Raw genomic sequence first — 25,401 nt, 5'->3', positions numbered from 1 at the left:
ACTTCCTCTTGTCGTGAACTCGCTCTTCGCGATCGGAGGGCCGCCCCCCCGGTCCGCGGTGGCGGCATCGCGGGGAAGGCCGGCCCGGCTTGCGCCGCGGCAGCGCGCGGCCGCCCCACGATGCCGCAGCGCGGATCGGCTGGAGAGCCTGCAGGCACGGGGAGGGAGAGGAGTCCCCCGCGAAAGCGGGGGGAGGCGAGGGCCGCGGCGAGCGGCGCGGGCCCGGGGACTCAGCCGCCCAGCACCCGCCAGGCGAGCGCGACGACCGCGACCGCGAGCACCGCCGTGGCGCCGAGCAGCAGGCGGTTGCGCGCGCGCAGCACGTCCACCGCCTCGACGAGGCTCGCGTTCTGCTCGGCCAGCGCCGCCAGCAGCTCGTCGCCGCGTCGCTGCTGCTCCGCGTGGGCCGCCAGCCGCGAGTGCAGATCCGACAGCCCCGCCTCGACTTGCGCGAGGCGCGCCTCCTGCAGGCCCGGCGTGCCCGGCGAGGGCGGCACCCCCTCCGTGCGCGCCATGGGGGGCGCAGGCGGCGGGGGCGGCGCCTCGCCGCGCTGGCGCTCCATCAGCCGCCGCGCGCCCTGCAGTACATCCGGCGCATGCTGGATCACCTGTCCCCAGGGAATCACCTTCAGCGCGCTCAACCAGCCGATCGCCACGTCCTTCTCCTTGATCGTCGAACCGTCGTCGTTTCCGCCGCCCCGGAAGAGGGGCCCCGGCAGGCCCGATGTTAGGCGCGCCGCGCCTGCCCTGCCGGGGGCTGGGGCCTCCTTGCGGCGCTTGCCAAGCGCATCGGGCCCGGGGATCGCGAGATCCCCGGGCCCGATGCCTCGGCGGCAGGCGCTGCCGCCCTCCGCGGCGGCAGCGCACCTTGCTCCTGCCCCTTACTACTCGTCCGAGCCGGCCTTGCGGCGCGAGAGCACCCGGTTGGTGCGCAGCGCCAGCAGCGTGCAGACCGCGCCGGACAGCAGGTAGACGGTGACCGCGCCGAGCCCGAAGCGCACCGACAGGCCGAGCGCCACCAGCGGCGCGAAGGCCGCGCCGATCAGCCAGGCGAGGTCGGCGGTCAGCGCAGCGCCGGTGTAGCGGAAGCGCGGCAGGAAGTTGGAGGTCACCGCGCCGGCGGCCTGGCCGTAGGACAGGCCCAGCAGCACGAAGCCGATCAGGATGAACAGGTTCTGGCCGAGCGTGCCGCCGTCGAGCAGCAGCGGCGCGAACAGGCCGAACACCGCGACGAGCAGCGCGAAGCTGCCGAGCGTGCTGCGCCGCCCGATGCGGTTGGCCACCAGGCCCGAGACCGGCATCGCGGCGGCGGCCAGCAGCGCGCCGATGATCTGCGTGCCGAGGAAGTCGCCGATCGACTGCTCCGAGTACAGCATCACCCACGACAGCGGGAACACCGTGACGATGTGGAACAGCGCGTAGCTCGCCAGCGCGGCGAAGGCGCCGACGAAAATGTTGTGGCCCTGGGTGCTCAGCAACTCGCGCTCGTCGCAGGGCTCGAGCTCGTGCGCCTCGAGCTCGCGCTCGTACTCGTGCGTCACGACCAGGCGCAGCCGCGCGAACAGCGCCACCACGTTGATCGCGAAGGCGACGAAGAAGGGGAAGCGCCAGCCCCAGTCGAGGAAGTCGGCGCTCGACAGGTTGCTCCAGAGGTAGGCGAACACGCTGCAGGCGACCAGGAAGCCGAGCGGCGCGCCGAGCTGCCCCAGCATCGCGTACCAGCCGCGCCGGTTCTCCGGCGCGTTCAGCGCCAGCAGCGACGGCAGCCCGTCCCAGGAGCCGCCGAGCGCGAGGCCCTGCCCGATGCGGAACAGCGCCAGCATCGCGACGGCCCAGATGCCCAGGGTCTGGTAGCTCGGAAGCAGCGCGATGCCGACGGTGGAGCCCCCGAGCAGGAAGAGCGAGACGGCGAGCTTGGTGCTGCGCCCCAGCCGGCGCTGGATCTCCATGCCGGCCAGCGTGCCGATCGGCCGCACGACGAAGGCGAAGGCGAACAGCACGAAGGCGTAGAGCGTGCCCTCCAGCCGGCTCGCGAAGGGGAAGAACACCGCGGGGAAGACCAGCACCGAGGCGATACCGTAGACGAAGAAGTCGAAGTACTCGGACGCCCGGCCGATCACCACGCCGACGGCGATGTCGCCCGGGGCGACGCTCGCGTCGTCCCGGCTTGCGTCGGGCGGCCGGGAGCGGTCGTGCTGGGGGCGTGACAGGGGCGGGAGCGGGGCGGGGGAAGCGAAGGTGGGACTTGTCATGGCGGAGTGGGGCAGGGGGGGTGAGACAAAATGTCCAATCCTTGATCTGGCTCAATCAGGTTACATTCGCGCGCGGTTCGCAACTAGCGTTTTCCCGACCGAGCGGAATCACTGATGTCACCCACTAACCTGATCCATAGAGTTTGGGCTCGCCTCGGCCTGATGGCCGTGGCGCTGTCCTTGGCCGGCTGCAACATGGTGGTGATGAAGCCCTCGGGCGACATTGCCGCTCAGCAGGCGGACCTCATCGTCACCTCCACGCTGCTGATGCTCATCATCATCGTGCCGGTGATCTTCCTGACGCTGTTCTTCGCGTGGCGCTACCGCGCGTCGAACAAGTCCGCCACCTACGACCCCGACTGGGACCACTCCACGAAGCTGGAGCTGGTGATCTGGGGCGCGCCGCTGCTGATCATCATCGCGCTGGGCACGATCACCTGGATCAGCACCCACAAGCTCGATCCCTTCCGGCCGCTGGACCGCATCGACGCGCAGCGCCCGATCCCGGCGGGCATGCAGCCGCTGGTGGTCGAGGTGGTGGCCCTGGACTGGAAGTGGCTGTTCCTCTATCCGGAGCAGGGCATCGCCACGGTCAACGAGCTGGCCGCGCCGATCGACCGTCCGATCCAGTTCAAGATCACCTCGTCGACGGTGATGAACTCCTTCTTCATCCCGGCGCTGGCGGGGCAGATCTACGCGATGCCGGGCATGGAGACCAAGCTGCATGCCGTGATCAACAAGGTCGGCAGCTACGACGGCTTCTCGGGCAACTTCAGCGGCGACGGCTTCTCGCACATGCGCTTCAAGTTCCGCGGCCTGAGCGAGTCCGACTTCGAGAGCTGGGTGGCGCTCAACAAGCAGCAGGGCCAGATGCTCAGCCGCGACGCCTACCTGCAACTCGAAAAGCCGAGCGAGCGTGAGCCGGTGCGCCGTTACTCCGAGGTGGAGAAGGGTCTGTACACGGCCATCCTGAACCGTTGCGTCGACGGCACGAAAATGTGCATGGACCAGATGATGGCGATCGACGCCCGCGGCGGCCTGGGCAAGGCCGGCATTGCCGGCACCACGAGCCAGCCGTGGCGCGACACGCAGCGCACCGTCGTCGCCTCGCTGTGCACGCCGAACAACCCGCTCGGCGTCGCGCAGACCCTCAGCGACAGCACCCAGCCCTGATTCGGCATCGGCGGCCTCAGGCCGCCGGTACGCCTCCCGTACTCTCCTAGAGAACCAAGATGTTCGACCATCCCGAACTCAGCAAGCTAATCCTGGGGCGCCTCAGTTGGGAGGCGATACCCCACGATCCCATCGTTCACATGACCTTCGTGGCCGTCGTGCTGGGCGGGATCGCCCTGCTGGCCGCGATGAGCTACTACCGGGTCTGGGGCCCGCTGTGGCGCGACTGGATCACCAGCATCGACCACAAGAAGATCGGGATCATGTACATGATCCTGGGCCTGGTCATGCTGATGCGCGGCTTCGCCGACGCGCTGCTGATGCGCGCCCAGCAGGCCATCGCCTTCGGCGACAACGCCGGCTTCCTGCCGCCGCACCACTACGACCAGATCTTCACCGCCCACGGCGTGATCATGATCTTCTTCGTGGCGATGCCGCTGATCACGGGCTTCATGAACTACGTGGTGCCGCTGCAGATCGGCGCGCGCGACGTGGCCTTCCCCTTCCTGAACAACTTCAGCTTCTGGATGACCGCCAGCGGCGCCATCCTGATGATGGTGTCGCTGTTCCTGGGCGAGTTCGCGCGCACCGGCTGGCTGGCCTACCCGCCGCTGTCGGGCATCCTGCAGAGTCCGGGCGTGGGGGTGGACTACTACATCTGGGCCCTGCAGTTGTCGGGGGTCGGGACAACCTTGTCAGGCATCAACCTGATCGCGACCATCGTCAAGATGCGCGCGCCGGGCATGACGCTGATGAAGATGCCGGTGTTCACGTGGACCTCGCTGTGCACCAACGTGCTGATCGTGGCCGCGTTCCCGATCCTGACCGCGGTGCTGGCGCTGCTGACGCTCGACCGCTACGTCGGCACGAACTTCTTCACCTCCGAGCTCGGCGGCAACGCCATGATGTACGTGAACCTGATCTGGATCTGGGGCCACCCCGAGGTCTACATCCTGGTTCTGCCGGTGTTCGGCATCTTCTCGGAAGTGGTGTCGACCTTCAGCCGCAAGAAGCTGTTCGGCTACGCGTCGATGGTCTACGCCACGGTCGTGATCACGATCCTGTCCTACGTCGTGTGGCTGCACCACTTCTTCACGATGGGCTCGGGCGCGAGCGTGAACGCCTTCTTCGGCATCACGACGATGATCATCTCGATTCCGACGGGCGCGAAGATCTTCAACTGGCTGTTCACGATGTACCGCGGCCGCATCGAGTTCGAGGTGCCGATGCTGTGGACGATCGGCTTCATGGTCACGTTCGTGATCGGCGGCATGACCGGCGTGATGCTGGCGGTGCCAGCGGCGGACTTCGTGCTGCACAACAGCCTGTTCCTGATCGCGCACTTCCACAACGTCATCATCGGCGGCGTGCTGTTCGGCATCTTCGCCGGCATCACCTACTGGTACCCGAAGGCCTTCGGCTACAAGCTCGACCCGTTCTGGGGCAAGGTCTCGTTCTGGTTCTGGCTGATCGGCTTCTACCTCGCCTTCATGCCGCTGTACGTGCTGGGCCTGATGGGCGTGACGCGCCGCATGAGCCGCTTCGAGGACCCGTCGCTGCAGATCTGGTTCCAGATCGCCGCGCTCGGCGCCGTGCTGATCGCGATCGGCATCGCCGCCTTCATCCTCCAGCTGGTGGTGAGCTACTTCCGCCGCGAGCAGCTGCGCGACGTCACCGGTGACCCCTGGGGCGGCCGCACGCTGGAGTGGTCCACCTCCTCGCCGCCGCCGGAGTACAACTTCGCCTTCACGCCGGTGGTGCACGACATCGACGCCTGGGCCGACATGAAGAAGCGCGGCGCGCAGCGCCCGGAGAGCGGCTTCAAGCCGATCCACATGCCCAAGAACACCGCCGCCGGCGTCGTGATCGCGGGCCTGAGCACGGTCCTCGGCTTCGCGCTGATCTGGCACATGTGGCTGCTGGCCGCGGTGTCGTTCGCCGTGACGGTGGTCGCGTGCATCGTGCACACCTTCAACTACAAGCGCGACTTCTACATCCCGGCCGAGGACGTGGCGCGCACCGAGAACGCCCGCAGCCTGGCGCTGGCGGCGGCGCGGGCCTGAGCCGAGCGAGAAACAACATGAGTCAATCCACCACTCTGACGGCGGGCGGCCCGGCGCCGCTCTTCTACGACAAGGGCGACCACCACCCGCAGCACGGCACGCTCCTGGGCTTCTGGCTGTACCTGATGAGCGACTGCCTCATCTTCGCGGTGCTGTTCGCGGTCTACGCGGTGCTGGGCAAGAGCTACGCGGCCGGCCCCTCGGGGGCCGACCTGTTCGACCTGAAGCTGATCGCGGCGAACACCGCGATGCTGCTGTTCTCGTCGATCACCTACGGCTTCGCGATGATCGCGATGCTCAAGGGCAACAAGAAGGGCGTGCTCACCTGGCTGGGCGTCACCGGCCTGTTCGGCCTGGCCTTCCTCGGCATCGAGATCTACGAGTTCGCGCACCTGATCGAGCAGGGCGCGGGTCCGCAGCGCAGCGCCTTCCTGTCGGCCTTCTTCGCGCTGGTCGGCACCCACGGCCTGCACGTGGCCTTCGGCACCATCTGGCTCGTCACGCTGATGTTCCAGGTCCAGAAGCTCGGCCTGATCAAGGAAAACAAGCGCCGCCTGGTCTGCCTGTCGATGTTCTGGCACTTCCTGGACGTGATCTGGATCGGCGTGTTCACCTTTGTCTACCTGATGGGAGTGCTGTAATGGGCAACTCACACCACCACCACGACGACTCTCACCACGACGACCACGACGACGTCGGCTACCACGCGAGCTACAAGGGCTACGCGATCGGCTTCCTGCTGTCGGTGGTGCTGACCGCGATCCCGTTCTGGCTCGTGATGAACAAGGTGCTGCCCTCGTCCACCGCCACCGCGCTGGTGATCCTGGGCTTCGCGGCGGTGCAGGTCGTCGTCCACATGGTCTACTTCCTGCACATGAACACCAAGGTGGAGGGGGGCTGGTCGATGCTCGCCCTGATCTTCACGGCGGTGGTCATCTTCATCATGCTGGCGGGGTCGATCTGGGTGATGTACCACCTCAACACCAACATGATGCCCGTCCACGACATGCAATCCATGTGACCGTGTCCGACGCAGACATCCGCGGGCCCCGGCGGCCCGCCACCCTGGCCGCGATGCTGAGCATCGCGGCTTTGCTGTTTCTGGGTTTCGTCGCGCTCGGCATGTGGCAGGTGCAGCGCCTGGCATGGAAGCAGGACCTGATCGCCCGCATCGAGCGCCACCAGCAGGCCGCGCCCGTGCCGGCGCCCGGGCCCGCGGACTGGCCGGGCCTGAGCCGGGCCGAGGACGAGTACCGCCGCGTGCAGGTGCGCGGGCGCTTCGCGCACGAGCTCGAGACGCTGGTGCAGGCCAACACGGTGCTCGGCAGCGGCTTCTGGGTGCTGACGCCGCTGCGCAGCGAGGACGGGTTCTGGGTGCTCGTCAACCGAGGCTTCGTTCCGCCCGAGCGGCGCGAGCGCGCGAGCCGTGGCGAGGAGCCCGCCGCCGAGCAGGAGGTGAGCGGGCTGCTGCGCCTCACCGAGCCCGGTGGCCGGCTGCTGCAGGACAACGACCCTGCAGCCGGGCGCTGGTACTCGCGCGACGTGCAGGCTATCGCGGCCGCGCGCGGCTTGGGCGGCGCCGAGCGGGCCGGGGCGGTCGCGCCCTACTTCATCGACGCGGCGGCCGACGCCGCTGCGGCCGAGGCCTGGCCCCGCCCGGGCCTGACGGTGCTGCGCTTCAGCAACAGCCACCTGGTGTACGCGCTCACCTGGTTCGCGCTGGCCCTGATGGTGGCGGCCGCGACGGCCTACCTGCTGCGCGAGGAGCGGCAGTTGCGCCGCGATGCCGGAGATGCCGAGCGTGGCGGCGCCCGGGATTGAGGCCGCCCCGCCGCAGGCGGGCGACAGCGGGCAGGCCGCCCCGGAGAACCGGGCCGGCCGCAACAACCTGCTGCAGCTCATCCAGCTGCGCTGGCTGGCGGTGGCGGGGCAGCTCGCCACCATCCTGACGGTGGAGTTCGGGCTCGGCATCCGGCTGCCGCTGGTCGAGATGCTGACGCTGCTGGCGGCGCTGGTGCTGTTCAACTCGCTGTGCTGGGTGCGCAACCGGCTCGCCGGCGGCGTCAGCAACGGCGAGCTGTTCGCCGGGCTGCTGGTCGACGTCGCGGTGCTCAGCGGGCTGCTGTTCTACAGCGGCGGCGTCAACAACCCCTTCCTGTTCCTGTTCCTGCTGCAGGTCGCGGTGGGCGCGGTGCTGCTCAAGCCGCACTACAGCTGGGCGATGGTGGTGCTGACCATCCTGTGCGTGCTCGCGCTGACGCAGTGGCACCGCCCGCTCGCCCTGCCCGACGCACCCGGCGCGGTGCTGTCCTCGTACTACATCGACGGGCTGCTGCTGTGCTTCACGCTCGACGCCGCGCTGCTGGTGTTCTTCATCGTGCGCATCGGGCGCAACCTGCGCGAGCGCGACGCCCGGCTCGCCGACCTGCGCCAGCGCGCCGCCGAGGAGGAGCACATCCTGCGCATGGGCCTGCTCGCCTCGGGCGCCGCGCACGAGCTGGGCACGCCGCTCGCCACGCTGTCGGTGATCCTGGGCGATTGGGCGCGCATGCCGCCCTTCACCGAGGACCCCGAACTGCGCGAGGAGATCGAGGAGATGCAGGTCCAGCTGCGCCGCTGCAAGGCCATCGTCACCGGCATCCTGCTGTCGGCGGGCGAGACGCGCGGCGAGGCGCCGGTGGCGACCAGGCTGCACGCCTTCCTGGACGAGCTCGTGGCGCAATGGCGTGCCACCCGCCCGGCGCATGAATTCCGCTACGAGCGGCACGAACTGCCCGATCTGCCCATCATCTCGGACACCGCGCTCAAGCAGATGATCGACAACGTGCTGGACAACGCCCTGGAGGCGGCGCCGCAGGCGCCGCCGGCCCTGCTCGCGCACTGCGAGGACGAGACGCTGGTGCTGCGCGTGCAGGACCGGGGGCCGGGCTTCGCGCCGGAGATGCTGGCGCACTTCGGCAAGCCCTACCAGTCCAGCAAGGGCCGGCCGGGCAGCGGGCTCGGCCTGTTCCTGTCGGTCAACGTCGCGCGCACGCTCGGCGGGCACATCGCCGCGCGCAACCGGCCCGAGGGCGGCGCCGAGGTGGAGATCCGGCTGCCGCTGGCCTCGCTCGTGCTGCCAGGCGACGCTGACGAGGAGGGGGGCGATGAGCGCTGAACGCGAACTGCTCGTCGTGGAGGACGACGAGGCCTTCGCCCGCACGCTGGCGCGCTCCTTCGAGCGCCGCGGCTACAAGGTGCTCCGGGCCGCCACGCTGGACGAGGTGCAGGCCCTGACGGAGTCGCACCGCCCCGGCTACGCGGTCGTGGATCTCAAGCTCGCGGGCGGCAGCTCAGGCCTGTCGTGCGTGCAGTTCCTGCACGCGAAGGACCCGCAGATGGTCATCGTGGTGCTGACCGGCTATGCCAGCATCGCCACCGCCGTCGAGGCGATCAAGCTCGGCGCACGCCACTACCTCGCCAAGCCCGCCAACACCGACGACATCGAGGCGGCCTTCGGGCGCGAGCAGGGCGATGCCAGCGTCGACCTGACGGAGCGCACCACGTCGATCAAGACGGTGGAGTGGGAGCACATCCACGAGACGCTCGCCGCCACCGGCTTCAACATTTCCGAGGCGGCGCGCCGACTGGGGATGCACCGCCGCACGCTCGCGCGCAAGCTCGAGAAGCAGCGGGTCAAGTAGCGCGGGCAGGCGCGCCGGCCCGGCCGGCACCTGGGCGGTCCCCGCTCCTGCGCCGCATCAAACCCGGGCCGGCGCGCAGCAGCCATGCCTCGCGGCCGAGGCCGGTTCATCGCGCCTTTCCGGCTCTCAGCAGCTTCCGGGTCTCGAGACCGGACGGTAATTTCTCGCGATCGGAGCGGCGTTTCAGACCCTCGCCTGGGGCTGTCGACGGTTTTTCAATACCAAGGGGTATCCCCAGCTAGGAGTTTCACTAGGTAGGGTGAAAACTCAATGTTTTCAACGTCTTACGGGCATCCGCGGCTTCCTGGGTCCGACCCTTCGTTTTAGGGCTAAGTTTCACGTAAGCAAAAACCGCAAATGTGGAGCCCGCGCTCAAAGTCGCAACCCCTGCGACAGGTCGAAAGTGCAAGAAGCGGGCGGGTCTTCGTCCCGCCAAGCCATCCCATGAAGAAGGAAGACGGAGATGACGACGCAATCCAAGAATGACGCCTACTGGAAGGCGACCCTGCGACTGCTGATACCGATATTGATCGTGTGGGCTGTCGTGTCCTATGGCTTCGGGATCATCCTGAAGCCGATGCTCGACAGCATCCATCTCGGCGGCTATCCGCTGGGATTCTGGTTCGCCCAGCAGGGAGCCATCTACATCTACATCGCGCTGATCTTCTTCTATGCGAAGAAGATGGGCGACATCGACCGCGCTCACGGCGTTGACGAGGAATAAGGCAGCGTCATGGATCTGCAACTCACCATCTACATCGTCGTGGGTCTGAGCTTCGCGCTCTACCTCGGCATCGCCGTCTGGGCGCGTGCGGGCAGCACGAAGGAATACTACGTCGCCGGCGGCGGCATCAACCCGGTGGCCAACGGCATGGCCACGGCGGCCGACTGGATGTCGGCCGCGTCCTTCATCTCGATGGCCGGCCTGATCGCCAACATGGGCTACGGCGGCTCGGTCTTCCTGATGGGCTGGACCGGCGGCTACGTGCTGCTGGCGATGCTGCTGGCACCGTACCTGCGCAAGTTCGGCAAGTTCACCGTGCCGCAGTTCATCGGTGACCGCTTCTACAGCCAGACCGCCAGCACCGTGGCGGTGATCTGCCTGCTGGTCGCCTCGATCACCTACGTGATCGGCCAGATGACCGGCGTGGGCGTTGCGTTCTCGCGCTTCCTCGGCGTGACGGCCGACATGGGCATCTACATCGGCATGGCGATCGTGTTCGCCTACGCGGTGTTCGGCGGCATGAAGGGCATCACCTACACGCAGATCGCGCAGTACGTGGTGCTGATCTTCGCCTACACGGTGCCGGCGATCTTCATCTCGCTGAACCTGACGGGCAACCCCCTGCCGCAGCTAGGCCTGGGCTCCAACCTGACCGGCTCCGACACCCCGATCCTGGCCCGCCTGGACCAGGTCGTGACGGACCTCGGCTTCAACCAGTACACGACCGCCTACGCTGGCAGCCCGCTCAACACGGTCTTCTACACGATCTCGCTGATGATCGGCACCGCCGGCCTGCCCCACGTGATCGTGCGCTTCTTCACCGTGCCGAAGGTCAAGGACGCCCGCTCGTCCGCCGGCTGGGCGCTGGTCTTCATTGCGCTGCTGTACACGACCGCTCCGGCCGTGGGCGCGATGGCCCGCTTCAACCTGATGGGCACCGTCAACGAGGCCGTCAAGAGCGGCGGCGACCTGTACGCCACCAACGCGAGCCTGCAGTACGAAGCCCGTCCGGACTGGATGAAGCGCTGGGAGAAGACCGGCCTGCTGAAGTTCGAGGACAAGAACGGCGACGGCCGCATCCAGTACTACAACGACAAGACCACCAGTGCCGAGGTGAAGGCCAAGGTCGATGCCGCCGGCTGGAAGGGTAACGAGCTGACCGTCAACCCCGACATCATGGTGCTGGCCAACCCCGAGATCGCGCAGCTGCCCAACTGGGTGATCGCGCTGGTCGCCGCGGGTGGTCTGGCTGCCGCGCTGTCCACCGCTGCCGGTCTGCTGATGGCGATTTCGTCGGCGATCTCGCATGACCTGATCAAGGGCGTGTTCAACCCGAAGATCAGCGAGAAGAACGAGCTGCTCGCGGGCAAGATCTCGATGGCGGGCGCGATCGTGCTGGCCGGCTGGCTGGGCCTGAACCCCCCGGGCTTCGCCGCAGGTACCGTGGCGCTGGCCTTCGGCATCGCAGCCTCGACGCTGTTCCCCGCGATCATGATGGGCATCTTCAGCAAGCGCGTGAACAGCCAGGGCGCCATCGTCGGCATGCTCGCCGGCCTGTTCGTCACGCTGTTCTACGTGTTCGCTCACAAGGGCATCTTCTTCGTCAAGGGTACGGAGTACCTGAGCCTGGTGGGCGGCGCCAACGGCTTCTTCGGCATCACGCCGGAGGCCTTCGGCACCGTCGGCGCGCTGGTCAACTTCGCGGTGGCCTTCGGCCTGAGCGCGGTGACCGCCGCTCCGCCGGCGCACATCCAGCACCTGGTGGACGACATGCGCACCCCGCGCGGCGCGGGCACGGCCCAGGCCCACTGATCGGGTCGCCTGACCTGAAGGAAGCTCCCGCCGCGGCGGGAGCTTTTCTCTTTGTGGGCCCGGCATGGGGCACACTCTCTTTCCCTCGGACATTCACACCATGCAACTTCCTGCTTCCGTCGTCTTCGCCTGGCTTCTGCTGCTGCTGGCCCTTGCACTCGCCGCGCTGTGCTTCCGCCGCGCCTGGACCATCCTCGTGAGACGCAACTTTGCCGAAGTGGCGGTGCGGCAAGGCCAGGCGCCGGCCGATCCCGCGCGATGGGCCCCCTATGCGGCCGTCATCCACCTGGTGGCGGGCGCGGTCGTGCTGGCCTCGGTGTTGGCGGCATTGCTGGGCCTGGCACCGTTCTCGACCTGGTCGAGCACGGTGGGGCTGACGTTGTGGATCTACCTGTTCGCGCTGCACCTGCTGGCACGGCGCGCGCACGTGCAGGGCAAGCGGGACCTTCAGTCCCGCCCGGGCAAGTAGCGCTGCTGGCGTGCCAGCGCGCTGACCTCCTCGAAGCCGCCGCTGCAGCGCGCGAGCACCCGCGGCCACAGCTTGAGCAGCAGCTGCGCCGTGGCGAGCGTGTCGGCGGCGGCCTGGTGGCGCTGCGCGCACTCGATGCCGTAGCGCTGCATCCAGTGATCGAGACTGCGCCGCATGTGGTCGCGGTGCAGCACCGCGAGGAGGTGCTCGAGGTCGACCCAGGGATTGGGCAGGGTCCGGCCGAGCGTGCCCTGCATCGCGCGGTCGATCATCGCGCGGTCGAAGGCGCTGTGGAAGCCGACCAGCGGAGAACGCCCCACGAAGCACTCCCAGGCGCCGAGGGCCTCCGGCGGCGGCATGCCCCGGCTCTGGGCGCCGACTCCGATGCCGTGCAGCAGGATGTTGCGCTTGTCCATCGCGAGCCCCGTCTGCTCGGGCTGGCGCAGTATCACCTCGAAGCTGTCGCCGAGCGCGATGCCGGGGTGGCGCGGCCGGGGTGACTGGCCCTCCTCGGGGGGCGGCGGGAAGTGCAGCGCCACCGCGGCGATCGCGATCAGCCGGTCGCGCCGCGTGTCGAGCCCGCTGCTCTCGACATCGGCGACGATCCAGCGGCTGTCGTCGAGTGCCGGGCCGGCGGCCGGCTCCCGGCCGAGGAGGCTGTGCAGGAACTGCAGCATGTCTTCGGGTCTCGGCGCCTGTCAGCGCATGAAGTCGAGCTCGATGCGCTGCTGCAGTCGGCGCGCGACCCGGAACGACTCCTTCAGGATGCGGCGGTCGATGTCGTTGAGCGAGTCGACCCGGAGGATGTTCGGATTGCCGGTGGAGGGCGGCGACGGCGGGCCTTCGAGCTGGGCGCGCAGCCGCAGCATCTGCAGGTACTCGAAGGCACTGATCCAGGCCTCGCTGTGATGCTCCTCGGCGCTCACCGCGTGAGCGAGCGCCTCGAAGCGGCGGCGCGTGTTGACCTCCGGCACGCCGAGCCGCAGCGCGTGCAGGCGGGCGACATCGACGAAGATCGCGGTGCCGCGCATCTTCAGGTCGATCGTCTCGACGCCGTCGACGACGACCGTGTCGATGTTGCCCATCCAGTTCAGCGGCGCCCTGGTGCGCAGCAGGTCCTCCGCCAGCAGCCGGCAGAAACGCGGCGAGCGGGCGCGCTGGCTGACGAACTCGCGCAGCGGCTCGGCCAGCGCGAGATTGCCGGCGACCGGGCGGAAGTCGAAGTAGGTGCTGGCCTTCAGCAGGTCCTCGGGCGAGCCCTGCTCGATCCAGCGCTCGAAGCGCGCGCACCACTCCTCGAGCGTGAGGCAGCATTCCGGGTTGCTCGCCATCACGTTGCCCTTGCACAGGGGGTAGCCGCAGGCGTCGAGCGCCTCGTTGACCTCGCGTGCCAGCGCGAGCCAGCGCGGGCGGTCGGCCTCAGGATCCTCGCTCCTGAAGATCAGGCCGTTGTCCTGGTCGGTGGCAATGGTCTGCTCGGAGCGGCCCTCGGAGCCGAAGGCCAGCCAGCAGGCGTCGTCGAGGTCGACGGGGTGCCGGGCGGCGATGATCTGCACCAGGCGCTGGCACAGCACGTCGTTGAGGTGGCTGATCAGCTCGGTGAGCTGCTTGGCCTGCACGCCCTGGCCGAGCAGGTTGCGCACGAACTGGCGCAGGTCGGCGGCGACCACTTGCATCGTGTCGACATCCTCGGCGGCGCGGATCGTGGTGCTGAGCTGCTTGAGCGACAGGCGCTGCATCACGAACAGATCGCGCTCGGAGACGATGCCGACGAGCCTGCCGCCCGCCGTCACCGGCACGTGGCGCACACCGTGGCGCGACATCAGCAGCGCGGCGTCCTGCGCGGTGTGGTCGACCGTGAGCGATTGCACCGGCTGCGTCATCACCGCCGAGATCGGCGCCGACAGCGGCAGTTGCGGCAGCGTGATGCGCCCGAGGATGTCGTAGCGGGTCAGGATGCCCGCCGGCCTTTCCTCGTCGTCGGTCACCAGCATCGAGCCGATGCGGTGCTGGTGCATGGTCCGCAGCGCCTCGACGATCGGCGTGTCGGGGCGGCAGCTCTTGGGCTTGGCGCTGCAGACCTCGCCGAGGCGCTTCTCCAGCGATTGCTCCGCCAGCGTCTGCGACGAGTAGGCCGACTGCAGCGAGCGCCGGGCCGCGTCGATGAACTGCAGCATGCGCCGGTTCAGCAGGTCGGCGAAGGGGGCGCTGAGGGACATCAGCTCGCTGACCGCCTCCTGCGGCAGCAGCAAGCAGAAGGTGTCCTCCATCGAGGTGTAGGTGGCCGTCACCGCGCGTCGGCCCATCAGCGCCGCGACCGGGAACATGTCGCCGGACTCGTACTGGAAGCTGCCTTCGTAGAGCTCGGTCACGCCCCGCACGCCGGTCACGGCGCCCTGCCGGATGAAGTAGAGCTGCCGCACCGGCCCGTCTTGCGGGCTGAGCACCTGCTCCTCGGGGGCGAAATAGGCCTCGCGCGCATGCGTGATGAAGAAGTCCACGTGCTCGGGCTGCATCTGCGAGAACGGCACGTAGCGGCCGAGCAGCTGGCGCAGGTTGTCGATCAGGCTGGACGCCGGGCTCGCGGTCGCCGGATGAGCGGGGGGGGCCGGTGTCTGCGCATTCGCGGGCTTGCGGTTTTTCGGGAGCAAGGCGGGTCTCCTCCAGGTTCGGCCGTACCCTGCAGGCACGGTGCCTCATCGTGCCAGATCGTGCCCGGGCCGCTCATTGTCCTCACTCAAGCTCGTCGCTGCCCTTGCCAGGCGGCATTCGCGACGGAGCGGGCGCGGCCGCCGGGGTACCGGCTTCCGCGCGCTCCCGCCTGTGCGCCAGCTGCGCCCGGACGGCGCGCTTGTCCTCGCTCGACAGTCGCGTCCAGGCGGCGATCTCGTCGATCGTGCGGTGGCAGCCCAGGCACCAGCCGGTGCGCTCGTCCATGCGGCACACGCCTGTGCAGGGGCTGGGGACTTCTCCTTCGGATGCGGCGCTCTTCAAGATGACAACTTTCTCAAATGCCTGTCGGAAAGGCTGGCACATCGGGGAAAACGAGGGGCCGCCGGCTGAAACTCACGTCCTGTCACTTGCTCGAGGGATGCCGGCAGGATGAACGCTGCGTGCATCCCGCACAGATGTTGCGGATTTCGGGAGGAAGCGATGCCGATGCGCGAGAGGATCGAACTGGTTCATGAAATCTCCGACGCGCTCAGGCGTTATCGCGGACGCGGCATCGACGTCGAGGCGATGCTCAAGCGCGAGGATTATGCGCACGACATCCTGCAGCAGTGCCGCGTCAGCGGCGTCGAGGAGCTCAGGTCGCTCGCCGACCGCTTCGTCGAGGCGCCGGCGAGGGTCGCCTCGTCCCCCAGCGGGGCGCCGGCCGCCCAGCGCAACCGCTCCTGGCTCGATCCGCTCGACGTCTTCAGCCGCCGCGGCAGCGTGTAGCAGGACGGGCTTGTTTCCACGCGCACCGGCTCCGGGCGGCGCCTTCGGCAGCCGGGGACGTCAACGCGGCGGCGCCCCGCTGCGCCGCAGCCCGCGCAGGCGGGCGAGCAGGCCCCTGAGGTAGCCGGCCAGCACCCACATCAGCCACAGCATCCCGAGCACCGCCGGCACCAGCAGCGCGAGGAACAGCGTGGGCGAGCCGATCGCGAGCCAGAGGGCCGCGGGCGCGAGCGTGTCCTCCAGCAGCGAGGCGCCCACGTTGCTGAAGGGCTCGGGCGAGGTGTTGATCGCGGCGCGGGTGGTGGCCTTGGAGAGGTGGCTGGTCGCGGCGAGGCTGCCGCCGAGCAGCGCGGCGACCAGCGACCAGGTGGCCTCGTCCGTGCCGAACACCGAGGCCGCCAGCGCGGCGCCGGCCGGGATGCGGATCAGCGTGTGCAGCACGTCCCACAGCGAGTCGACGCCGGGGATCTTGTCGGCGAGGAACTCGACCACCAGCATCGTGCCGCTTGCGCCCAGCACCAGCGAATGGCCGAGCGGCTTCAGCCCCTCGGGCAGCTCCACCCAGCCGGTCGAGCCCGCCAGCCCGGTGAGGAAGACCACCGCGTACAGCCGCAGCCCGCTGGCCCAGCCGAGCGCGGCGGCCAGCGCGAGGAGCTGGGAGGTGTCGAGGTCCATCGGCCGGGATCTGCAAGCGGGATGCCGGCGTCCTGCCCTTGTGGCGGCGGGGCTGGGAGGCGGGCCGCGGGCCGCCGGAGCTCAGGCGCCCTTGTCCTGCCGCGCGGCCACCGGGGCGCCGGCCTGCTTCCAGGCACCGAAGCCGCCCTCGACGTGCGCGACGCGTTCGAGCCCCATGTCCTGCAGCGTCTTGGTCGCCAGCGCCGAGCGCCAGCCGGCAGCGCAGAACAGGATGAACTCCTTGTCCTGCGCGAACACCGGGCGGTGGTAGGGCGACTCGGGATCGACCCAGAACTCGAGCATGCCGCGTGGCGCATGGACTGCGCCGGGCACGACGCCCTCGCGCTCGAGTTCGCGCACGTCGCGCACGTCGACGAACTGCACGTCCGGCTGGCCGAGGCGCTCGCGCGCCTCCTCGACGGTGTAGGTGCGGATCTCGGCCATCGCCTCGTCCACCAGCGCGCGGTATCCCTTCCTCAGTGCCATTCCTGCCTCCCGGGGTGGTTTCAGTACGGCCCCTGCGCGAGCCAGCGCTCGATCTGCGGCTTGCGGTCGTTGCCCCAGAAGGGCTCGCCGTCGACCAGGAAGAAGGGCGCGCCGAACACGCCGGCGGCTACCGCCGCCTCGTTGGCCTGCTTGAGGCGGTCCTTCCAGACCGGGTCGCTCCACACTGCCTGCGCCTCGGCCGCGTCGAGCCCGAACTCCGTCGCGAGCGCGGCCAGCGTGTCCGTGTCCGACAGGTCCCGGCCCTGCGCGAAGAAGGCGCGGAAGCAGGCGTGGGCCCAGCCGACGGCGCGCTGCGGGTCGCTCTCGTCGAGCCACCAGAACACCCGCGCCGCGTTGTGCGAGGGGATCGGGAAGCGCTCGGGCAGGCAGTAGGGCAGGCCCTCGAAGCGCGCCGAGCGGGTGAAGTCGCGCAGCGAGTACTCGCGCTTGAGCGGGTAGGACACCGGGCTCTTGAGCTGCGCGGCCTGGAAGGTCACGCCGAGCAGGATCGCGTTCCAGCGCACGGTGCGTCCGTGCCGCGCCGCCAGCGCGTCGATCCACTCCGACGCGATGTAGGAATAGGGCGAGGAGAAATCGAAGAAGAATTCGATCGGGCGGGCTGCATTCATGGGACTAGGCTAACCCATCACCCCCCGGGTCGGCACCCAGGGCAACCCGCAGGCACCCGGCTTGCATGAGGACGGAGCGCACCCTCCGATCGCCCGTGCCGCGGCGGTCGTTACGATGGAGGTTCCGATGGACGCGCCCGTTCAACTCCTGCTCGAATCCGCCCTGGTCCTGCCGGCCGTGCTGGTCGCGCTGTGGCTGCGGCCCTGGCGGGTGCTGCGTGCGACGCACCTGCAGCATCCCTGGCTCGCGGCGATGGTGGTGCTGCCCTGGGTGTGGAGCCTGCACGCGGCGATGCCGGGCGGCACGCTCTTGCAGATGTCGGGCGCCTGCCTGCTGGTGCTGATGTTCGGCTGGCCGCTGGCGGTGGTCAGCCTGCCGCCGATCGCGGCGCTGGGCGCCTGGCTCGGCGGGCTGGACGCGGGGCTGAGCCTCGGGTTGCTGACCTGGAACGGCATCGTGCCGGCGACGCTGGCGCTCGGCGTGGGCTGGGCCACGCGACGCTGGCTGCCGCAGCACCTGTTCGTCTACATCCTCGCGCGCAGCTTCCTCGGCACCGCGGTGGCGCTGAGCGCGGCGAGCATCGCGGGGCTGCTGTGGCAGGGCGGGCCCGAGACGCTGAGCTTCGGCGACATGGTCATCGGCCACTGGCTGATGGCCTGGGGCGAGGCGGTGGCCACCGGCATGCTGACCGCGGTCTTCGTCGCCTTCCGCCCCGACTGGCTGCTGACCTACTCGGACCGGCTCTACCTGCCCGACGACCGCCGCAAGCGCTGAGCGCGCGGCGGCGCGCCATGCCGGCCTCAGCCGGCCACGAGCGCGCGCTGGATCAGGATCTTCTGCACGTCGCTCGTGCCCTCGTAGATCTGGCAGACGCGCACATCGCGGTAGATGCGCTCGACGGGGAAGTCGCTGACGTAGCCGTAGCCGCCGTGGATCTGGATCGCGTCGGAGCAGACGCGCTCGGCCATCTCGCTGGCCACGAGCTTGGCCATCGCCGCCTCCTTCAGGCAGGGGCGGCCCGCGTCGCGCAGCGAGGCCGCGTGCCAGGTGAGCTGCCGCGCCGCCTCGATGCGCGTGGCCATCTCGGCCAGCCGGAATCCCACCGCCTGGTGCTCGAAGATGGGCTTGCCGAAGCTCTCGCGCTGCCTCGCGTAGGCGAGCGCTGCGTCGAAGGCCGCGCGCGCCATGCCGATGCTCTGCGCGGCGATGCCGATGCGCCCGCCCTCGAGCGCCGACAGCGCGATGCGGTAGCCCTCGCCCTCGGCGCCGATCAGGTTCTCGGCCGGGATGCGGCAGCCTTCGAACAGGATCTGCGCGGTGTCGCTGGAGTGCTGGCCGAGTTTCTCTTCCAGTCGCGCCACCTGGTAGCCGGGCGTGGCGGTCGGCACGATGAAGGCGCTGATGCCCTTCTTGCCGGCGGCCTTGTCGGTCACGGCGATCACGATCGCGAGCTGGCCGTTCTGGCCGCTGGTGATGAACTGCTTGACGCCGTCGATCACGTACTCGTCGCCCTCGCGCCGCGCGGTGGTGCGCAGCGCCGACGCGTCGGAGCCGACATGCGGCTCGGTCAGGCAGAAGGCGCCGAGCAGCTCGCCCTGCGCGAGCGGCGTCAGCCAGCGGCGCTTCTGCGCCTCGCTGCCGTAACGCATCAGGATCGCGCAGACCGGGCAGTTGTTGACGCTCACCGCGGTGCTGGTGCCGCCGTCGCCGGCGGCAATTTCTTCCAGAACGAGTGCCAGGGTCAGGTAATCGAGTCCGGCGCCGCCGTACTCGGTCGGCACGCAGACGCCGTAGGTGCCGAGTTCGGCGAGGCCGCGGTGCACGTCCTTCGGGAAGACATGCTCGCGGTCCCAGCGCGCGGCCTCGGGCCGGATGCGCTCCTCGACGTAGGCGCGCACCGCGTCGCGCACCATTTCCTGTTCCGGGCTCAGCAGCATGGGGGTCTCCTCTCGGTCGTTGAAGTTCTTCGTTGTCCTTGTCGTCGCGTTCACCACGCGATCGGGCTGCCGTCGTGCGCGAGGTAGCGGCCGTTGTCGCCGGGCTCGAGGTCCGCGAGCAGCCGGCGCAGGTCGGCGACGCTGCGCTCGGGCGTCAGCGTCGCCTGCGCGCCGCCCATGTCGGTCTGCACCCAGCCGGGGTGCAGCGCGACGCAGACCACGCCGCGCGGCGCGAGCGTCAGCGACGCGTCCTTGAGCACCGAGTTCAGCGCCGCCTTCGACGCGCGGTAGAGCCAGCCGGCGCTGCCGCTCCGCTGGCCGATCGAGCCCATCGCCGAGGACAGCACCGCCAGCCGCGAGCCGGCGCCGAGCGTCGGGGCGAGCGCCGGGATCACGCGCATCGGCCCGAGCACGTTGGTGTGCATGACTGCGTCGAAGTCGGCCTGCGCGGGCGGCTCCAGCCCCTGGGTATCGGGGCCGTAGACGCCGGCGTTGACGATCGCGAGCTCGAAGCGCTCGCCGTCGAGGCGCCACGCCAGCGCGGCGACGCTCGCGCCGTCGCTGACGTCGAGCGCGAGGCTCTCGCAGCCGAGCGCGCGCAGCCGCGCCAGCCCCGCCTCGTCGCGCGCGGTGGCGACGACGCGCTCGCCGTCGGCGCGGTACTGGCGCGCGAACTCGAGCCCGATGCCGCGCGACGCGCCGATCACCAGCACGTTCATGGCGCCTCCTTCACGAGCACGGTGCCGCGCGCGACCAGCGCGACGCCGGAGCGCAGCGTCGCGGCATTGCCGTCGAGCTGCACCAGGTAGCCGCCGAGGCGCGCGCTCCACTGCACCGAGGCCACCTTCCACTGCAGGTGGATGTCCTCGTCGGCATGGATCGGCGCCTTGAAGGCGAAGTTGAAGTTCAGTCCGGTCATCCGGCGCGCCAGCCCGTCGTTGCGGCGCGACAGGTGCGAGGCCGCCAGCCCGATCAGCATCGAGCTGGTGTGGGCGCAGCTCGCGGTCGTGCCGTCGCTGCCTTCGGCGCCGGTCGCCGATTGCAGCGGGCTGCCGTCGTGGCAGGACGCCGCGAAGGCGGCGATCTCGTCGGCGCCGTAGCGCACGGTCCTGCCGAAGGTTTCGCCCACCTGCACGAGTTCCTTGCGCGGCCCGCCGTCGCCGGCGTCGGAGCTGAGCGCCAGAGTGCCCAAGACTGTCCTCCTCAGAGCATCTCCACGGCCAGCGCGGTGGCCTCGCCGCCGCCGATGCACAGCGCCGCCACGCCCCGGCGCAGGCCCTGCTTGCGCAGCGCACCGAGCAGCGTCACGACGATGCGGGCGCCGCTCGCCCCGATCGGGTGACCGAGCGCGCAGGCGCCGCCGTGGATGTTGACACGCTCATGGGGCAATTTCTGCTCCCGCATCGCCGCCATCGTCACCGCGGCGAAGGCCTCGTTGATCTCCCAGAGGTCGACCTCGGCAGTGCTCCAGCCCGCCTTGGCCAGCACCTTGTCGATCGCACCGATCGGCGCCGTGGTGAACCATTCCGGCGCCTGCGCATGCACCGAGTGCGCGACGATGCGCGCGATCGGGCGGCAGCCGAGCGCCTCGGCGGTGGAGGCGCGCATCATCGCGAGCGCGGCGGCGCCGTCGGAGATGCTCGACGCGTTCGCGGCGGTGATCGTGCCGTCCTTCTTGAACGCGGGCTTGAGCCCGGGGATCTTGTCGAGCTTGGCCTTGAAGGGCTGCTCGTCGCGCTTCACGACGGTGTCGCCGCCCTTGCCCGCGAGCGTCACCGGCGCGATCTCCCAGTCGAAGCTGCCGTCGTTGTTGGCGGCGATCGCGCGCTGCGTGGACGCGACCGCGAAGGCGTCCTGCTCCTCGCGGCTGAAGCAGTAGTGGGCGACGCAGTTCTCGGCGAACTCGCCCATCGCGCGGCCGCGCTGGTAGGCGTCCTCCAGCCCGTCGAGCGCCATGTGGTCGAACATCGCCGCGGCGCCGTACTTCACGCCCTTCCTCGCGAACATCAGGTGCGGCGCGTTGGTCATGCTCTCCATGCCGCCGGCGACCAGCACCCGAGCGGAGCCTGCGGCGAGCATGTCGTGCGCGAACATCATCGCGCGCATGCCCGAGCCGCACATCTTCGACAGCGTCACGGCGCCCGCGGACTGCGGCAGGCCGGCGGCGAGCGCCGCCTGGCGCGCCGGCGCCTGGCCCTGGCCGGCCATCAGGCAGCAGCCGAGCAGCACCTCGTCGACCTGGTCGCCGGCGACGCCAGCGCGCTCCACCGCGGCGCGTACCGCGACCGCGCCGAGCTGCGAGGCGCTGAGGCCGGCGAAGTCGCCGAGCAGGCCGCCGATCGGCGTGCGGGCGGCAGAAACGATGACGACGGGATCGATCATGGGAGTCTCCTTGCGGTGGGTGGGATGTCGGGACGGGGGGCGGCTCAGGCGCCGCCGCGGGCGGGCGGCCTCATGCGACGCACTCCGGCGTCTCGCGCCTGGCGTGCGTGCGCCGCCACGCGAAGCGCTTCTCGGGCTCGTAGGGAAAGACGTCGTGCACGTGGCCGGCGCGGATGCGCTGCTGGTGCGTCTGCCAGAACGCGGGGTCGAGCAGGTCGGCGTGGTGCTTCATGAACACCTCGCGCACTGCCGGGTTGCCGAGCAGGAAGGGGCCGAAGGTCTCGGGGAAGACGTCGCGCGGGCCGACCGCGTACCAGACCTCGCCCGACATCTCGTCCTCCTCGCAGCGCGCGGCGGGCACCTGGCGGAAGTTGCAGTCGGTCAGGTACTCGATCTCGTCGTAGTCGTAGAAGACGACCTTGCCGTTGCGCGTGACGCCGAAGTTCTTCCACAGCATGTCGCCGGGGAAGATGTTGGCCGCCACCAGGTCCTTGATCGCGTTGCCGTACTCGACCACCGCGTGCCCGACCTGCTCGGGCGTGGCCTCCTGCAGGTAGATGTTCAGCGGGATCATGCGCCGCTCGATGTAGACGTGCCTGAGGATCAGCTCGGTGTGCCCGTCGCCGTCGCGGTCGGAGATCTCGATCTGGCTCGGCGCGAACTTCTCGATCTCCGCGATCAGCTCGTCCTCGAAGCGCGCGCGCGGGAAGGCGACGTTGCTGTACTCCAGCGTGTCGGCCATGCGCCCGACGCGGTCGTGCTGCTTGACGAGCAGGTACTTGCTCTTGATCAGTTCGCGCGTGGTGTCCTTCTGCGGCGGGTAGTAGTCCTTGATGACCTTGAAGACGAAGGGGAAGGACGGCAGGTCGAAGACGAGCATCACCATGCCCTTGATGCCGGGTGCGATGCGGAACTTGTCGCTCGAGTGGCGCAGGTGCGAGAGGAAGTCGCGGTAGAAGAGGTTCTTGCCCTGCTTGTGCAGGCCGAGCGCGCTGTAGATCTCGCTGCGCGGCTTGCGCGGCATGAGGGACCTCAGGAACTGCACGTAGGCCGAGGGCACCTCCATGTCGACCATGAAGTAGGCGCGCGCGAAGCTGAACAGCATCTGCAGGTCGTTCTCGCCGAAGAGCGCCGCGTCGATGTAGAGCCGGCCCTGCGCGTTGTGCAGGATCGGCAGCGCCAGCGGCGTCTCGCGGAAGCCGTTGATCACCTTGCCCACCAGGTACGCGCCCTTGTTGCGGTAGAAGAGCGAACTCAGCACCTGGATCTGGAAGTTCGCGCGGATGCGGAAGTCGCCCAGCTCGGCCAGCAGCGCTTCGAGCACGTCGTCGATGTCGCGCTCCAGGTCCTCGAACTCGCGCTGCAGCTGGAAGTTCGTCACCATGCGCAGCAGCGTCTCGCGCAGCGTCTCGCGCGTCGGGTAGTAGGCGCGGTAGGTCGGCAGCGACGCGGGCTCGTCGTTCTCGATGTACTCGGTCGAGACCGCCGGGCGCACGAAGATGAAGTTGTTGTGGAAGTAGCTGCGGTGCAGGATCTTCGTCGTCACCGAGTTGAAGAAGGTCTCGGCGAGCTCGGGCTGGTGGTGGTTGGTCAAGAGGCCGATGTAGTGCAGCTTGGCCTGCTGCCACACGTCCATCGGCACCTCGTGCGCGTGGTGCTCCCGGCGCAGCCGCTCGACCGCCTCGTCCACGCGCATGTCGTAGAACTCGATGCGCTCGCGCTGCGCGCGCTGCTGACCGTGCCAGTCGGCGGCCTCGAAGCGCTGCTTGGCCGCCGCGCTCGACTCGCGGAACAGCCGGTAGTGGCGGTTGAAGCCCTCGAGCATCGTGCTCGCGATCGCGAAGGCGCGCGGATCGGTCAGCTCCTGCGGGAACATCACGCGGCCTCCGGCACGACGGCCTCGGCATAGCGCCGCTTGAGCGCCTCGACCGCCGCGCGGTGCGTCTGCGCCATCGTCTCGGGGTCGGCCACGCTCATCTGCAGGTCGTTCACCAGGCCGTTGTGCAGGCCGTAGACCCAGCCGTGCAGCATCAGCTGCTGGCCGCGCGCCCAGGCGTCCTGGATCACCGTGGTGCGCCCCAGGTTGAGGACCTGCTCCAGCACGTTGAGCTCGCACAGCGCCTGGTGGCGGATCGTCCCGTCGCCGATGCACGAAAGCCAGTCCAGGTGCTTCTCGTGCACGTCCTGCACGTGGCGCAGCCAGTTGTCGGCGAGGCCCATGCGGGTGTTGGTCATCGCCGCCTTCACGCCGCTGCAGCCATAGTGGCCGACCACCATCACGTGCTCGACGCCGAGCACGCCGGTGGCGAACTCGACCACCGACAGGCAGTTCAGGTCGGAGTGCACGACGACGTTGGCGACGTTGCGGTGCACGAACAGCTCCCCCGGCAGCAGGCCGACGATCTGGTTGGCCGGCACGCGGCTGTCGGCGCAGCCGATCCACAGGTACTGCGGCCGCTGCTGCTGCATCAGCCGCGTGAAGAAGCCGGGCGAGCGGGCCTCGGTCTCGGCCGCCCAGCGGCGGTTGCTGTCGAAGAGTGGCTGGAGGGGCTGGGTCATGATCGGGTCTGCGGCGTAGGGGGGCTTCCGAGTGTATTGAGCCTGCTTGACGTCCGGCTTGACGCGGCCGGCGCTCTCCGCCCGCCCTCGGCTCAGTACTGCCGCGCCACCGGCACGATGGTCTGCTGCATCAGCGCGCAGGGCGACTCGCGCCCGCCCTCGTCGAGATGCACCACCTCGGCCTGCGTGACGATCAGCCGCCGGCCCGCACGCACCACCGTGCCGCGCGCGCGCAGCTCGCCGCCGGCATGCGCGGCGAGGAAGTTGATCTTGTACTCGGCGGTGGTGACCTCGCTGCCCTCGGGGACGAGCGTCATCGCCGCGTAGCCGCCCGCGATGTCGGCGAGCGCGCCCATCGCGCCGCCGTGGAAGCCGCCCTGCTGCTGCGTCACGCGCTCCGACCAGGGCAGGCGCAGCTCCACGCACCCGGCCTCCACGCTCAGCAGCTCGGCGCCGAGCTGGCGCATCAGCCCCTGGCGCGCGAAGCTCGCGTGCACCGCCTGCCGGCGCTCCTCGCTCAGCGGCGCGTCGGCGGACGGGGAGGGCGGCAGGGCGTGAGGCTTCATCGGCGACGGGTTCCGTGGAACGGTGGGCTTGGATTGACGTTTACGTCAACGTCAATGTTAGGGCGCGGAACGGGCGGCGGGCATGGGCACAAACCAGAATCCGGCCGGGTCGCCCGGGCGCCGCGCCTTCAGCGCCGCCGCTCGCCCTCGGCCAGCAGCCGGCGCGCCTCCTTCTCGTGCGCGCGCACCTCCTCGAGCGTGATCTGCAGGTCGGCGAGCTGCTGCTCGAGCTGCTCGCGGTGCGCGGCGAGCACGACGAGGAACTTCTTGAGCTGCGGCATCGTGTCGCGCGGCGACTCGTACATGTCGACGAGCTCCTTGACCTCCGCGAGGCTCAGGCCGAGGCGCTTGCCGCGCAGCGTGAGTTTCAGGCGCGTGCGGTCGCGTGCGGTGTAGACGCGGTTGCGGCCGCTCGGGCCGCTGCGCTGGGGGGCGAGCAGCCCGCAGTCCTCGTAGAAGCGGATCGCGCGCGTCGTCAGGTCGAACTCGCGGGCCAGTTCGCCGATCGTGTAGGTGGGCTGCATGCCCGCGGAGGCGGAGGGGACAGCA

Annotated in this window: 28 protein-coding genes; 12 read left to right on the top strand and 16 right to left on the bottom strand. The window is 69.5% G+C overall.

Annotated features, from left to right (window positions below):
- Positions 1 to 230: 230 nt before the first annotated feature.
- Together D3A59_RS05380 and D3A59_RS05375 are read right to left on the bottom strand one after the other, a co-directional pair.
- The gene (locus D3A59_RS05380) at positions 231 to 656 is read right to left on the bottom strand and encodes a hypothetical protein (protein WP_119153865.1); all 426 of its coding nucleotides are present in this window, start codon (positions 654 to 656) and stop codon (positions 231 to 233) included.
- A gap of 228 nt (positions 657 to 884) precedes the next feature.
- A complete protein-coding gene (locus tag D3A59_RS05375) occupies positions 885 to 2,252 on the bottom strand; it encodes an MFS transporter (protein ID WP_119153864.1) in 1,368 nt (455 codons plus the stop codon).
- 114 nt (positions 2,253 to 2,366) lie between these two features.
- On the opposite strand from D3A59_RS05375, the gene cyoA reads away from it, so the two are divergent.
- The 10 genes from cyoA (at position 2,367) to D3A59_RS05325 (ending at position 12,176) form a co-directional block, all read left to right on the top strand.
- A complete protein-coding gene (gene cyoA / locus D3A59_RS05370; protein WP_205665120.1) occupies positions 2,367 to 3,425 on the top strand; it encodes a ubiquinol oxidase subunit II in 1,059 nt (352 codons plus the stop codon).
- Positions 3,426 to 3,484: 59 nt separating this feature from the next.
- A complete protein-coding gene (gene cyoB / locus D3A59_RS05365) occupies positions 3,485 to 5,488 on the top strand; it encodes a cytochrome o ubiquinol oxidase subunit I (RefSeq protein ID WP_119153862.1) in 2,004 nt (667 codons plus the stop codon).
- Between the two features lie 17 nt (positions 5,489 to 5,505).
- Positions 5,506 to 6,129 carry a cytochrome o ubiquinol oxidase subunit III gene (cyoC, locus tag D3A59_RS05360; protein ID WP_119153861.1) on the top strand — a complete coding sequence of 208 codons (624 nt, stop codon included), beginning with the start codon at positions 5,506 to 5,508 and terminating at the stop codon, positions 6,127 to 6,129.
- Positions 6,129 to 6,509 (top strand): cytochrome o ubiquinol oxidase subunit IV, encoded by a 381-nt coding sequence (gene cyoD, locus D3A59_RS05355; protein WP_119153860.1) that lies wholly within the window; start codon positions 6,129 to 6,131, stop codon positions 6,507 to 6,509. The genes cyoC and cyoD overlap by 1 nt, the downstream gene beginning before the upstream one ends.
- A gap of 2 nt (positions 6,510 to 6,511) precedes the next feature.
- Complete coding sequence (locus tag D3A59_RS05350) at positions 6,512 to 7,309, top strand: SURF1 family protein (protein WP_336470404.1); 798 nt, start codon at positions 6,512 to 6,514, stop codon at positions 7,307 to 7,309.
- A complete protein-coding gene (locus tag D3A59_RS05345) occupies positions 7,272 to 8,645 on the top strand; it encodes an ATP-binding protein (RefSeq protein WP_119153859.1) in 1,374 nt (457 codons plus the stop codon). Before D3A59_RS05350 ends, D3A59_RS05345 begins: the two co-directional genes overlap by 38 nt.
- Positions 8,635 to 9,171 (top strand): response regulator transcription factor, encoded by a 537-nt coding sequence (locus D3A59_RS05340; protein WP_119153858.1) that lies wholly within the window; start codon positions 8,635 to 8,637, stop codon positions 9,169 to 9,171. The genes D3A59_RS05345 and D3A59_RS05340 overlap by 11 nt, the downstream gene beginning before the upstream one ends.
- A gap of 463 nt (positions 9,172 to 9,634) precedes the next feature.
- Positions 9,635 to 9,895, top strand: a complete 261-nt coding sequence (locus D3A59_RS05335; protein WP_119153857.1) for a DUF4212 domain-containing protein — start codon at positions 9,635 to 9,637, stop codon at positions 9,893 to 9,895.
- Positions 9,896 to 9,904: 9 nt separating this feature from the next.
- A complete protein-coding gene (locus D3A59_RS05330; protein WP_119153856.1) occupies positions 9,905 to 11,707 on the top strand; it encodes a sodium:solute symporter family protein in 1,803 nt (600 codons plus the stop codon).
- Between the two features lie 100 nt (positions 11,708 to 11,807).
- The gene (locus D3A59_RS05325) at positions 11,808 to 12,176 is read left to right on the top strand and encodes a hypothetical protein (protein ID WP_119153855.1); all 369 of its coding nucleotides are present in this window, start codon (positions 11,808 to 11,810) and stop codon (positions 12,174 to 12,176) included.
- Here D3A59_RS05325 and D3A59_RS05320 read toward each other — a convergent pair.
- The 3 genes from D3A59_RS05320 to D3A59_RS05310 all read right to left on the bottom strand — a co-directional run bounded on the left by D3A59_RS05320 (position 12,155) and on the right by D3A59_RS05310 (position 15,113).
- Positions 12,155 to 12,853, bottom strand: coding sequence for a 3'-5' exonuclease (locus tag D3A59_RS05320; RefSeq protein ID WP_119153854.1), 699 nt, complete (start codon positions 12,851 to 12,853; stop codon positions 12,155 to 12,157). The two genes, D3A59_RS05325 and D3A59_RS05320, sit on opposite strands and share 22 nt — an antisense overlap.
- 21 nt (positions 12,854 to 12,874) lie before the next feature.
- Positions 12,875 to 14,827 carry a DUF294 nucleotidyltransferase-like domain-containing protein gene (locus tag D3A59_RS05315; RefSeq protein WP_240635950.1) on the bottom strand — a complete coding sequence of 651 codons (1,953 nt, stop codon included), beginning with the start codon at positions 14,825 to 14,827 and terminating at the stop codon, positions 12,875 to 12,877.
- Positions 14,828 to 14,909: 82 nt separating this feature from the next.
- Positions 14,910 to 15,113: a DUF1289 domain-containing protein gene (locus D3A59_RS05310; protein WP_240635949.1), complete on the bottom strand. Its 204-nt coding sequence runs from the start codon at positions 15,111 to 15,113 to the stop codon at positions 14,910 to 14,912.
- Positions 15,114 to 15,335: 222 nt separating this feature from the next.
- Between D3A59_RS05310 and D3A59_RS05305 the strand changes: the two genes are divergently transcribed.
- Positions 15,336 to 15,617 carry a hypothetical protein gene (locus D3A59_RS05305; RefSeq protein WP_157991407.1) on the top strand — a complete coding sequence of 94 codons (282 nt, stop codon included), beginning with the start codon at positions 15,336 to 15,338 and terminating at the stop codon, positions 15,615 to 15,617.
- A gap of 60 nt (positions 15,618 to 15,677) precedes the next feature.
- Here the strand turns inward: D3A59_RS05305 and D3A59_RS05300 are convergent, their stop codons facing one another.
- The 3 genes from D3A59_RS05300 to D3A59_RS05290 form a co-directional block, all read right to left on the bottom strand.
- Positions 15,678 to 16,292, bottom strand: a complete 615-nt coding sequence (locus D3A59_RS05300) for a DUF4126 domain-containing protein (RefSeq protein WP_119153851.1) — start codon at positions 16,290 to 16,292, stop codon at positions 15,678 to 15,680.
- Between the two features lie 81 nt (positions 16,293 to 16,373).
- Positions 16,374 to 16,778 carry a rhodanese-like domain-containing protein gene (locus D3A59_RS05295; RefSeq protein ID WP_119153850.1) on the bottom strand — a complete coding sequence of 135 codons (405 nt, stop codon included), beginning with the start codon at positions 16,776 to 16,778 and terminating at the stop codon, positions 16,374 to 16,376.
- Positions 16,779 to 16,798: 20 nt separating this feature from the next.
- Positions 16,799 to 17,407, bottom strand: a complete 609-nt coding sequence (locus D3A59_RS05290; RefSeq protein WP_119153849.1) for a 2-hydroxychromene-2-carboxylate isomerase — start codon at positions 17,405 to 17,407, stop codon at positions 16,799 to 16,801.
- 127 nt (positions 17,408 to 17,534) lie between these two features.
- On the opposite strand from D3A59_RS05290, the gene D3A59_RS05285 reads away from it, so the two are divergent.
- On the top strand, positions 17,535 to 18,182 hold the full coding sequence (locus D3A59_RS05285) for an energy-coupling factor ABC transporter permease (protein ID WP_240635948.1): 648 nt from the start codon (positions 17,535 to 17,537) through the stop codon (positions 18,180 to 18,182).
- Between the two features lie 26 nt (positions 18,183 to 18,208).
- Here D3A59_RS05285 and D3A59_RS05280 read toward each other — a convergent pair whose 3' ends face one another.
- The 8 genes from D3A59_RS05280 to D3A59_RS05245 form a co-directional block, all read right to left on the bottom strand.
- Complete coding sequence (locus tag D3A59_RS05280) at positions 18,209 to 19,345, bottom strand: acyl-CoA dehydrogenase family protein (protein WP_119153847.1); 1,137 nt, start codon at positions 19,343 to 19,345, stop codon at positions 18,209 to 18,211.
- A 50-nt stretch (positions 19,346 to 19,395) separates the two neighbouring features.
- Positions 19,396 to 20,064 carry an SDR family oxidoreductase gene (locus D3A59_RS05275; RefSeq protein WP_119153846.1) on the bottom strand — a complete coding sequence of 223 codons (669 nt, stop codon included), beginning with the start codon at positions 20,062 to 20,064 and terminating at the stop codon, positions 19,396 to 19,398.
- Positions 20,061 to 20,537 (bottom strand): hypothetical protein, encoded by a 477-nt coding sequence (locus D3A59_RS05270; RefSeq protein ID WP_119153845.1) that lies wholly within the window; start codon positions 20,535 to 20,537, stop codon positions 20,061 to 20,063. The genes D3A59_RS05275 and D3A59_RS05270 overlap by 4 nt, the downstream gene beginning before the upstream one ends.
- Positions 20,538 to 20,548: 11 nt before the next feature.
- Positions 20,549 to 21,727: an acetyl-CoA C-acyltransferase gene (locus D3A59_RS05265; protein WP_119153844.1), complete on the bottom strand. Its 1,179-nt coding sequence runs from the start codon at positions 21,725 to 21,727 to the stop codon at positions 20,549 to 20,551.
- A gap of 70 nt (positions 21,728 to 21,797) precedes the next feature.
- Complete coding sequence (gene aceK / locus D3A59_RS05260; protein ID WP_119153843.1) at positions 21,798 to 23,603, bottom strand: bifunctional isocitrate dehydrogenase kinase/phosphatase; 1,806 nt, start codon at positions 23,601 to 23,603, stop codon at positions 21,798 to 21,800.
- Positions 23,603 to 24,286, bottom strand: coding sequence for a carbonate dehydratase (can, locus tag D3A59_RS05255; protein WP_119153842.1), 684 nt, complete (start codon positions 24,284 to 24,286; stop codon positions 23,603 to 23,605). Before can ends, aceK begins: the two co-directional genes overlap by 1 nt.
- A 92-nt stretch (positions 24,287 to 24,378) precedes the next feature.
- Entirely contained in the window at positions 24,379 to 24,852 is a 474-nt protein-coding gene (locus D3A59_RS05250; protein WP_240635947.1) for a PaaI family thioesterase, read from the bottom strand.
- 128 nt (positions 24,853 to 24,980) lie between these two features.
- Entirely contained in the window at positions 24,981 to 25,376 is a 396-nt protein-coding gene (locus D3A59_RS05245) for a MerR family transcriptional regulator (protein ID WP_119153941.1), read from the bottom strand.
- Between the last annotated feature and the right edge of the window lie 25 nt (positions 25,377 to 25,401).

Origin of the sequence: Caldimonas tepidiphila, assembly GCF_003569765.1 — a bacterium.
In the GTDB taxonomy this organism is placed as follows: Bacteria; Pseudomonadota; Gammaproteobacteria; order Burkholderiales; family Burkholderiaceae_C; genus Caldimonas; species Caldimonas tepidiphila.
This window is presented reverse-complemented; position numbering and strand designations above follow the sequence as displayed.

Bases quoted from the DNA above. Each gene is read 5' to 3' on its own strand.
- D3A59_RS05375 (WP_119153864.1), bottom strand. From the start codon at position 2,252: ATGACAAGTCCCACCTTCGCTTCCCCCGCCCCGCTCCCGCCCCTGTCA.
- cyoA (WP_205665120.1), top strand. From the start codon at position 2,367: ATGTCACCCACTAACCTGATCCATAGAGTTTGGGCTCGCCTCGGCCTG.
- cyoB (WP_119153862.1), top strand. From the start codon at position 3,485: ATGTTCGACCATCCCGAACTCAGCAAGCTAATCCTGGGGCGCCTCAGT.
- cyoC (WP_119153861.1), top strand. From the start codon at position 5,506: ATGAGTCAATCCACCACTCTGACGGCGGGCGGCCCGGCGCCGCTCTTC.
- cyoD (WP_119153860.1), top strand. From the start codon at position 6,129: ATGGGCAACTCACACCACCACCACGACGACTCTCACCACGACGACCAC.
- D3A59_RS05345 (WP_119153859.1), top strand. From the start codon at position 7,272: ATGCCGGAGATGCCGAGCGTGGCGGCGCCCGGGATTGAGGCCGCCCCG.
- D3A59_RS05340 (WP_119153858.1), top strand. From the start codon at position 8,635: ATGAGCGCTGAACGCGAACTGCTCGTCGTGGAGGACGACGAGGCCTTC.
- D3A59_RS05335 (WP_119153857.1), top strand. From the start codon at position 9,635: ATGACGACGCAATCCAAGAATGACGCCTACTGGAAGGCGACCCTGCGA.
- D3A59_RS05330 (WP_119153856.1), top strand. From the start codon at position 9,905: ATGGATCTGCAACTCACCATCTACATCGTCGTGGGTCTGAGCTTCGCG.
- D3A59_RS05325 (WP_119153855.1), top strand. From the start codon at position 11,808: ATGCAACTTCCTGCTTCCGTCGTCTTCGCCTGGCTTCTGCTGCTGCTG.
- D3A59_RS05320 (WP_119153854.1), bottom strand. From the start codon at position 12,853: ATGCTGCAGTTCCTGCACAGCCTCCTCGGCCGGGAGCCGGCCGCCGGC.
- D3A59_RS05310 (WP_240635949.1), bottom strand. From the start codon at position 15,113: ATGGACGAGCGCACCGGCTGGTGCCTGGGCTGCCACCGCACGATCGAC.
- D3A59_RS05305 (WP_157991407.1), top strand. From the start codon at position 15,336: ATGCGCGAGAGGATCGAACTGGTTCATGAAATCTCCGACGCGCTCAGG.
- D3A59_RS05300 (WP_119153851.1), bottom strand. From the start codon at position 16,292: ATGGACCTCGACACCTCCCAGCTCCTCGCGCTGGCCGCCGCGCTCGGC.
- D3A59_RS05295 (WP_119153850.1), bottom strand. From the start codon at position 16,778: ATGGCACTGAGGAAGGGATACCGCGCGCTGGTGGACGAGGCGATGGCC.
- D3A59_RS05290 (WP_119153849.1), bottom strand. From the start codon at position 17,407: ATGAATGCAGCCCGCCCGATCGAATTCTTCTTCGATTTCTCCTCGCCC.
- D3A59_RS05285 (WP_240635948.1), top strand. From the start codon at position 17,535: ATGGACGCGCCCGTTCAACTCCTGCTCGAATCCGCCCTGGTCCTGCCG.
- D3A59_RS05280 (WP_119153847.1), bottom strand. From the start codon at position 19,345: ATGCTGCTGAGCCCGGAACAGGAAATGGTGCGCGACGCGGTGCGCGCC.
- D3A59_RS05275 (WP_119153846.1), bottom strand. From the start codon at position 20,064: ATGAACGTGCTGGTGATCGGCGCGTCGCGCGGCATCGGGCTCGAGTTC.
- D3A59_RS05265 (WP_119153844.1), bottom strand. From the start codon at position 21,727: ATGATCGATCCCGTCGTCATCGTTTCTGCCGCCCGCACGCCGATCGGC.
- aceK (WP_119153843.1), bottom strand. From the start codon at position 23,603: ATGTTCCCGCAGGAGCTGACCGATCCGCGCGCCTTCGCGATCGCGAGC.
- can (WP_119153842.1), bottom strand. From the start codon at position 24,286: ATGACCCAGCCCCTCCAGCCACTCTTCGACAGCAACCGCCGCTGGGCG.
- D3A59_RS05250 (WP_240635947.1), bottom strand. From the start codon at position 24,852: ATGAAGCCTCACGCCCTGCCGCCCTCCCCGTCCGCCGACGCGCCGCTG.
- D3A59_RS05245 (WP_119153941.1), bottom strand. From the start codon at position 25,376: ATGCAGCCCACCTACACGATCGGCGAACTGGCCCGCGAGTTCGACCTG.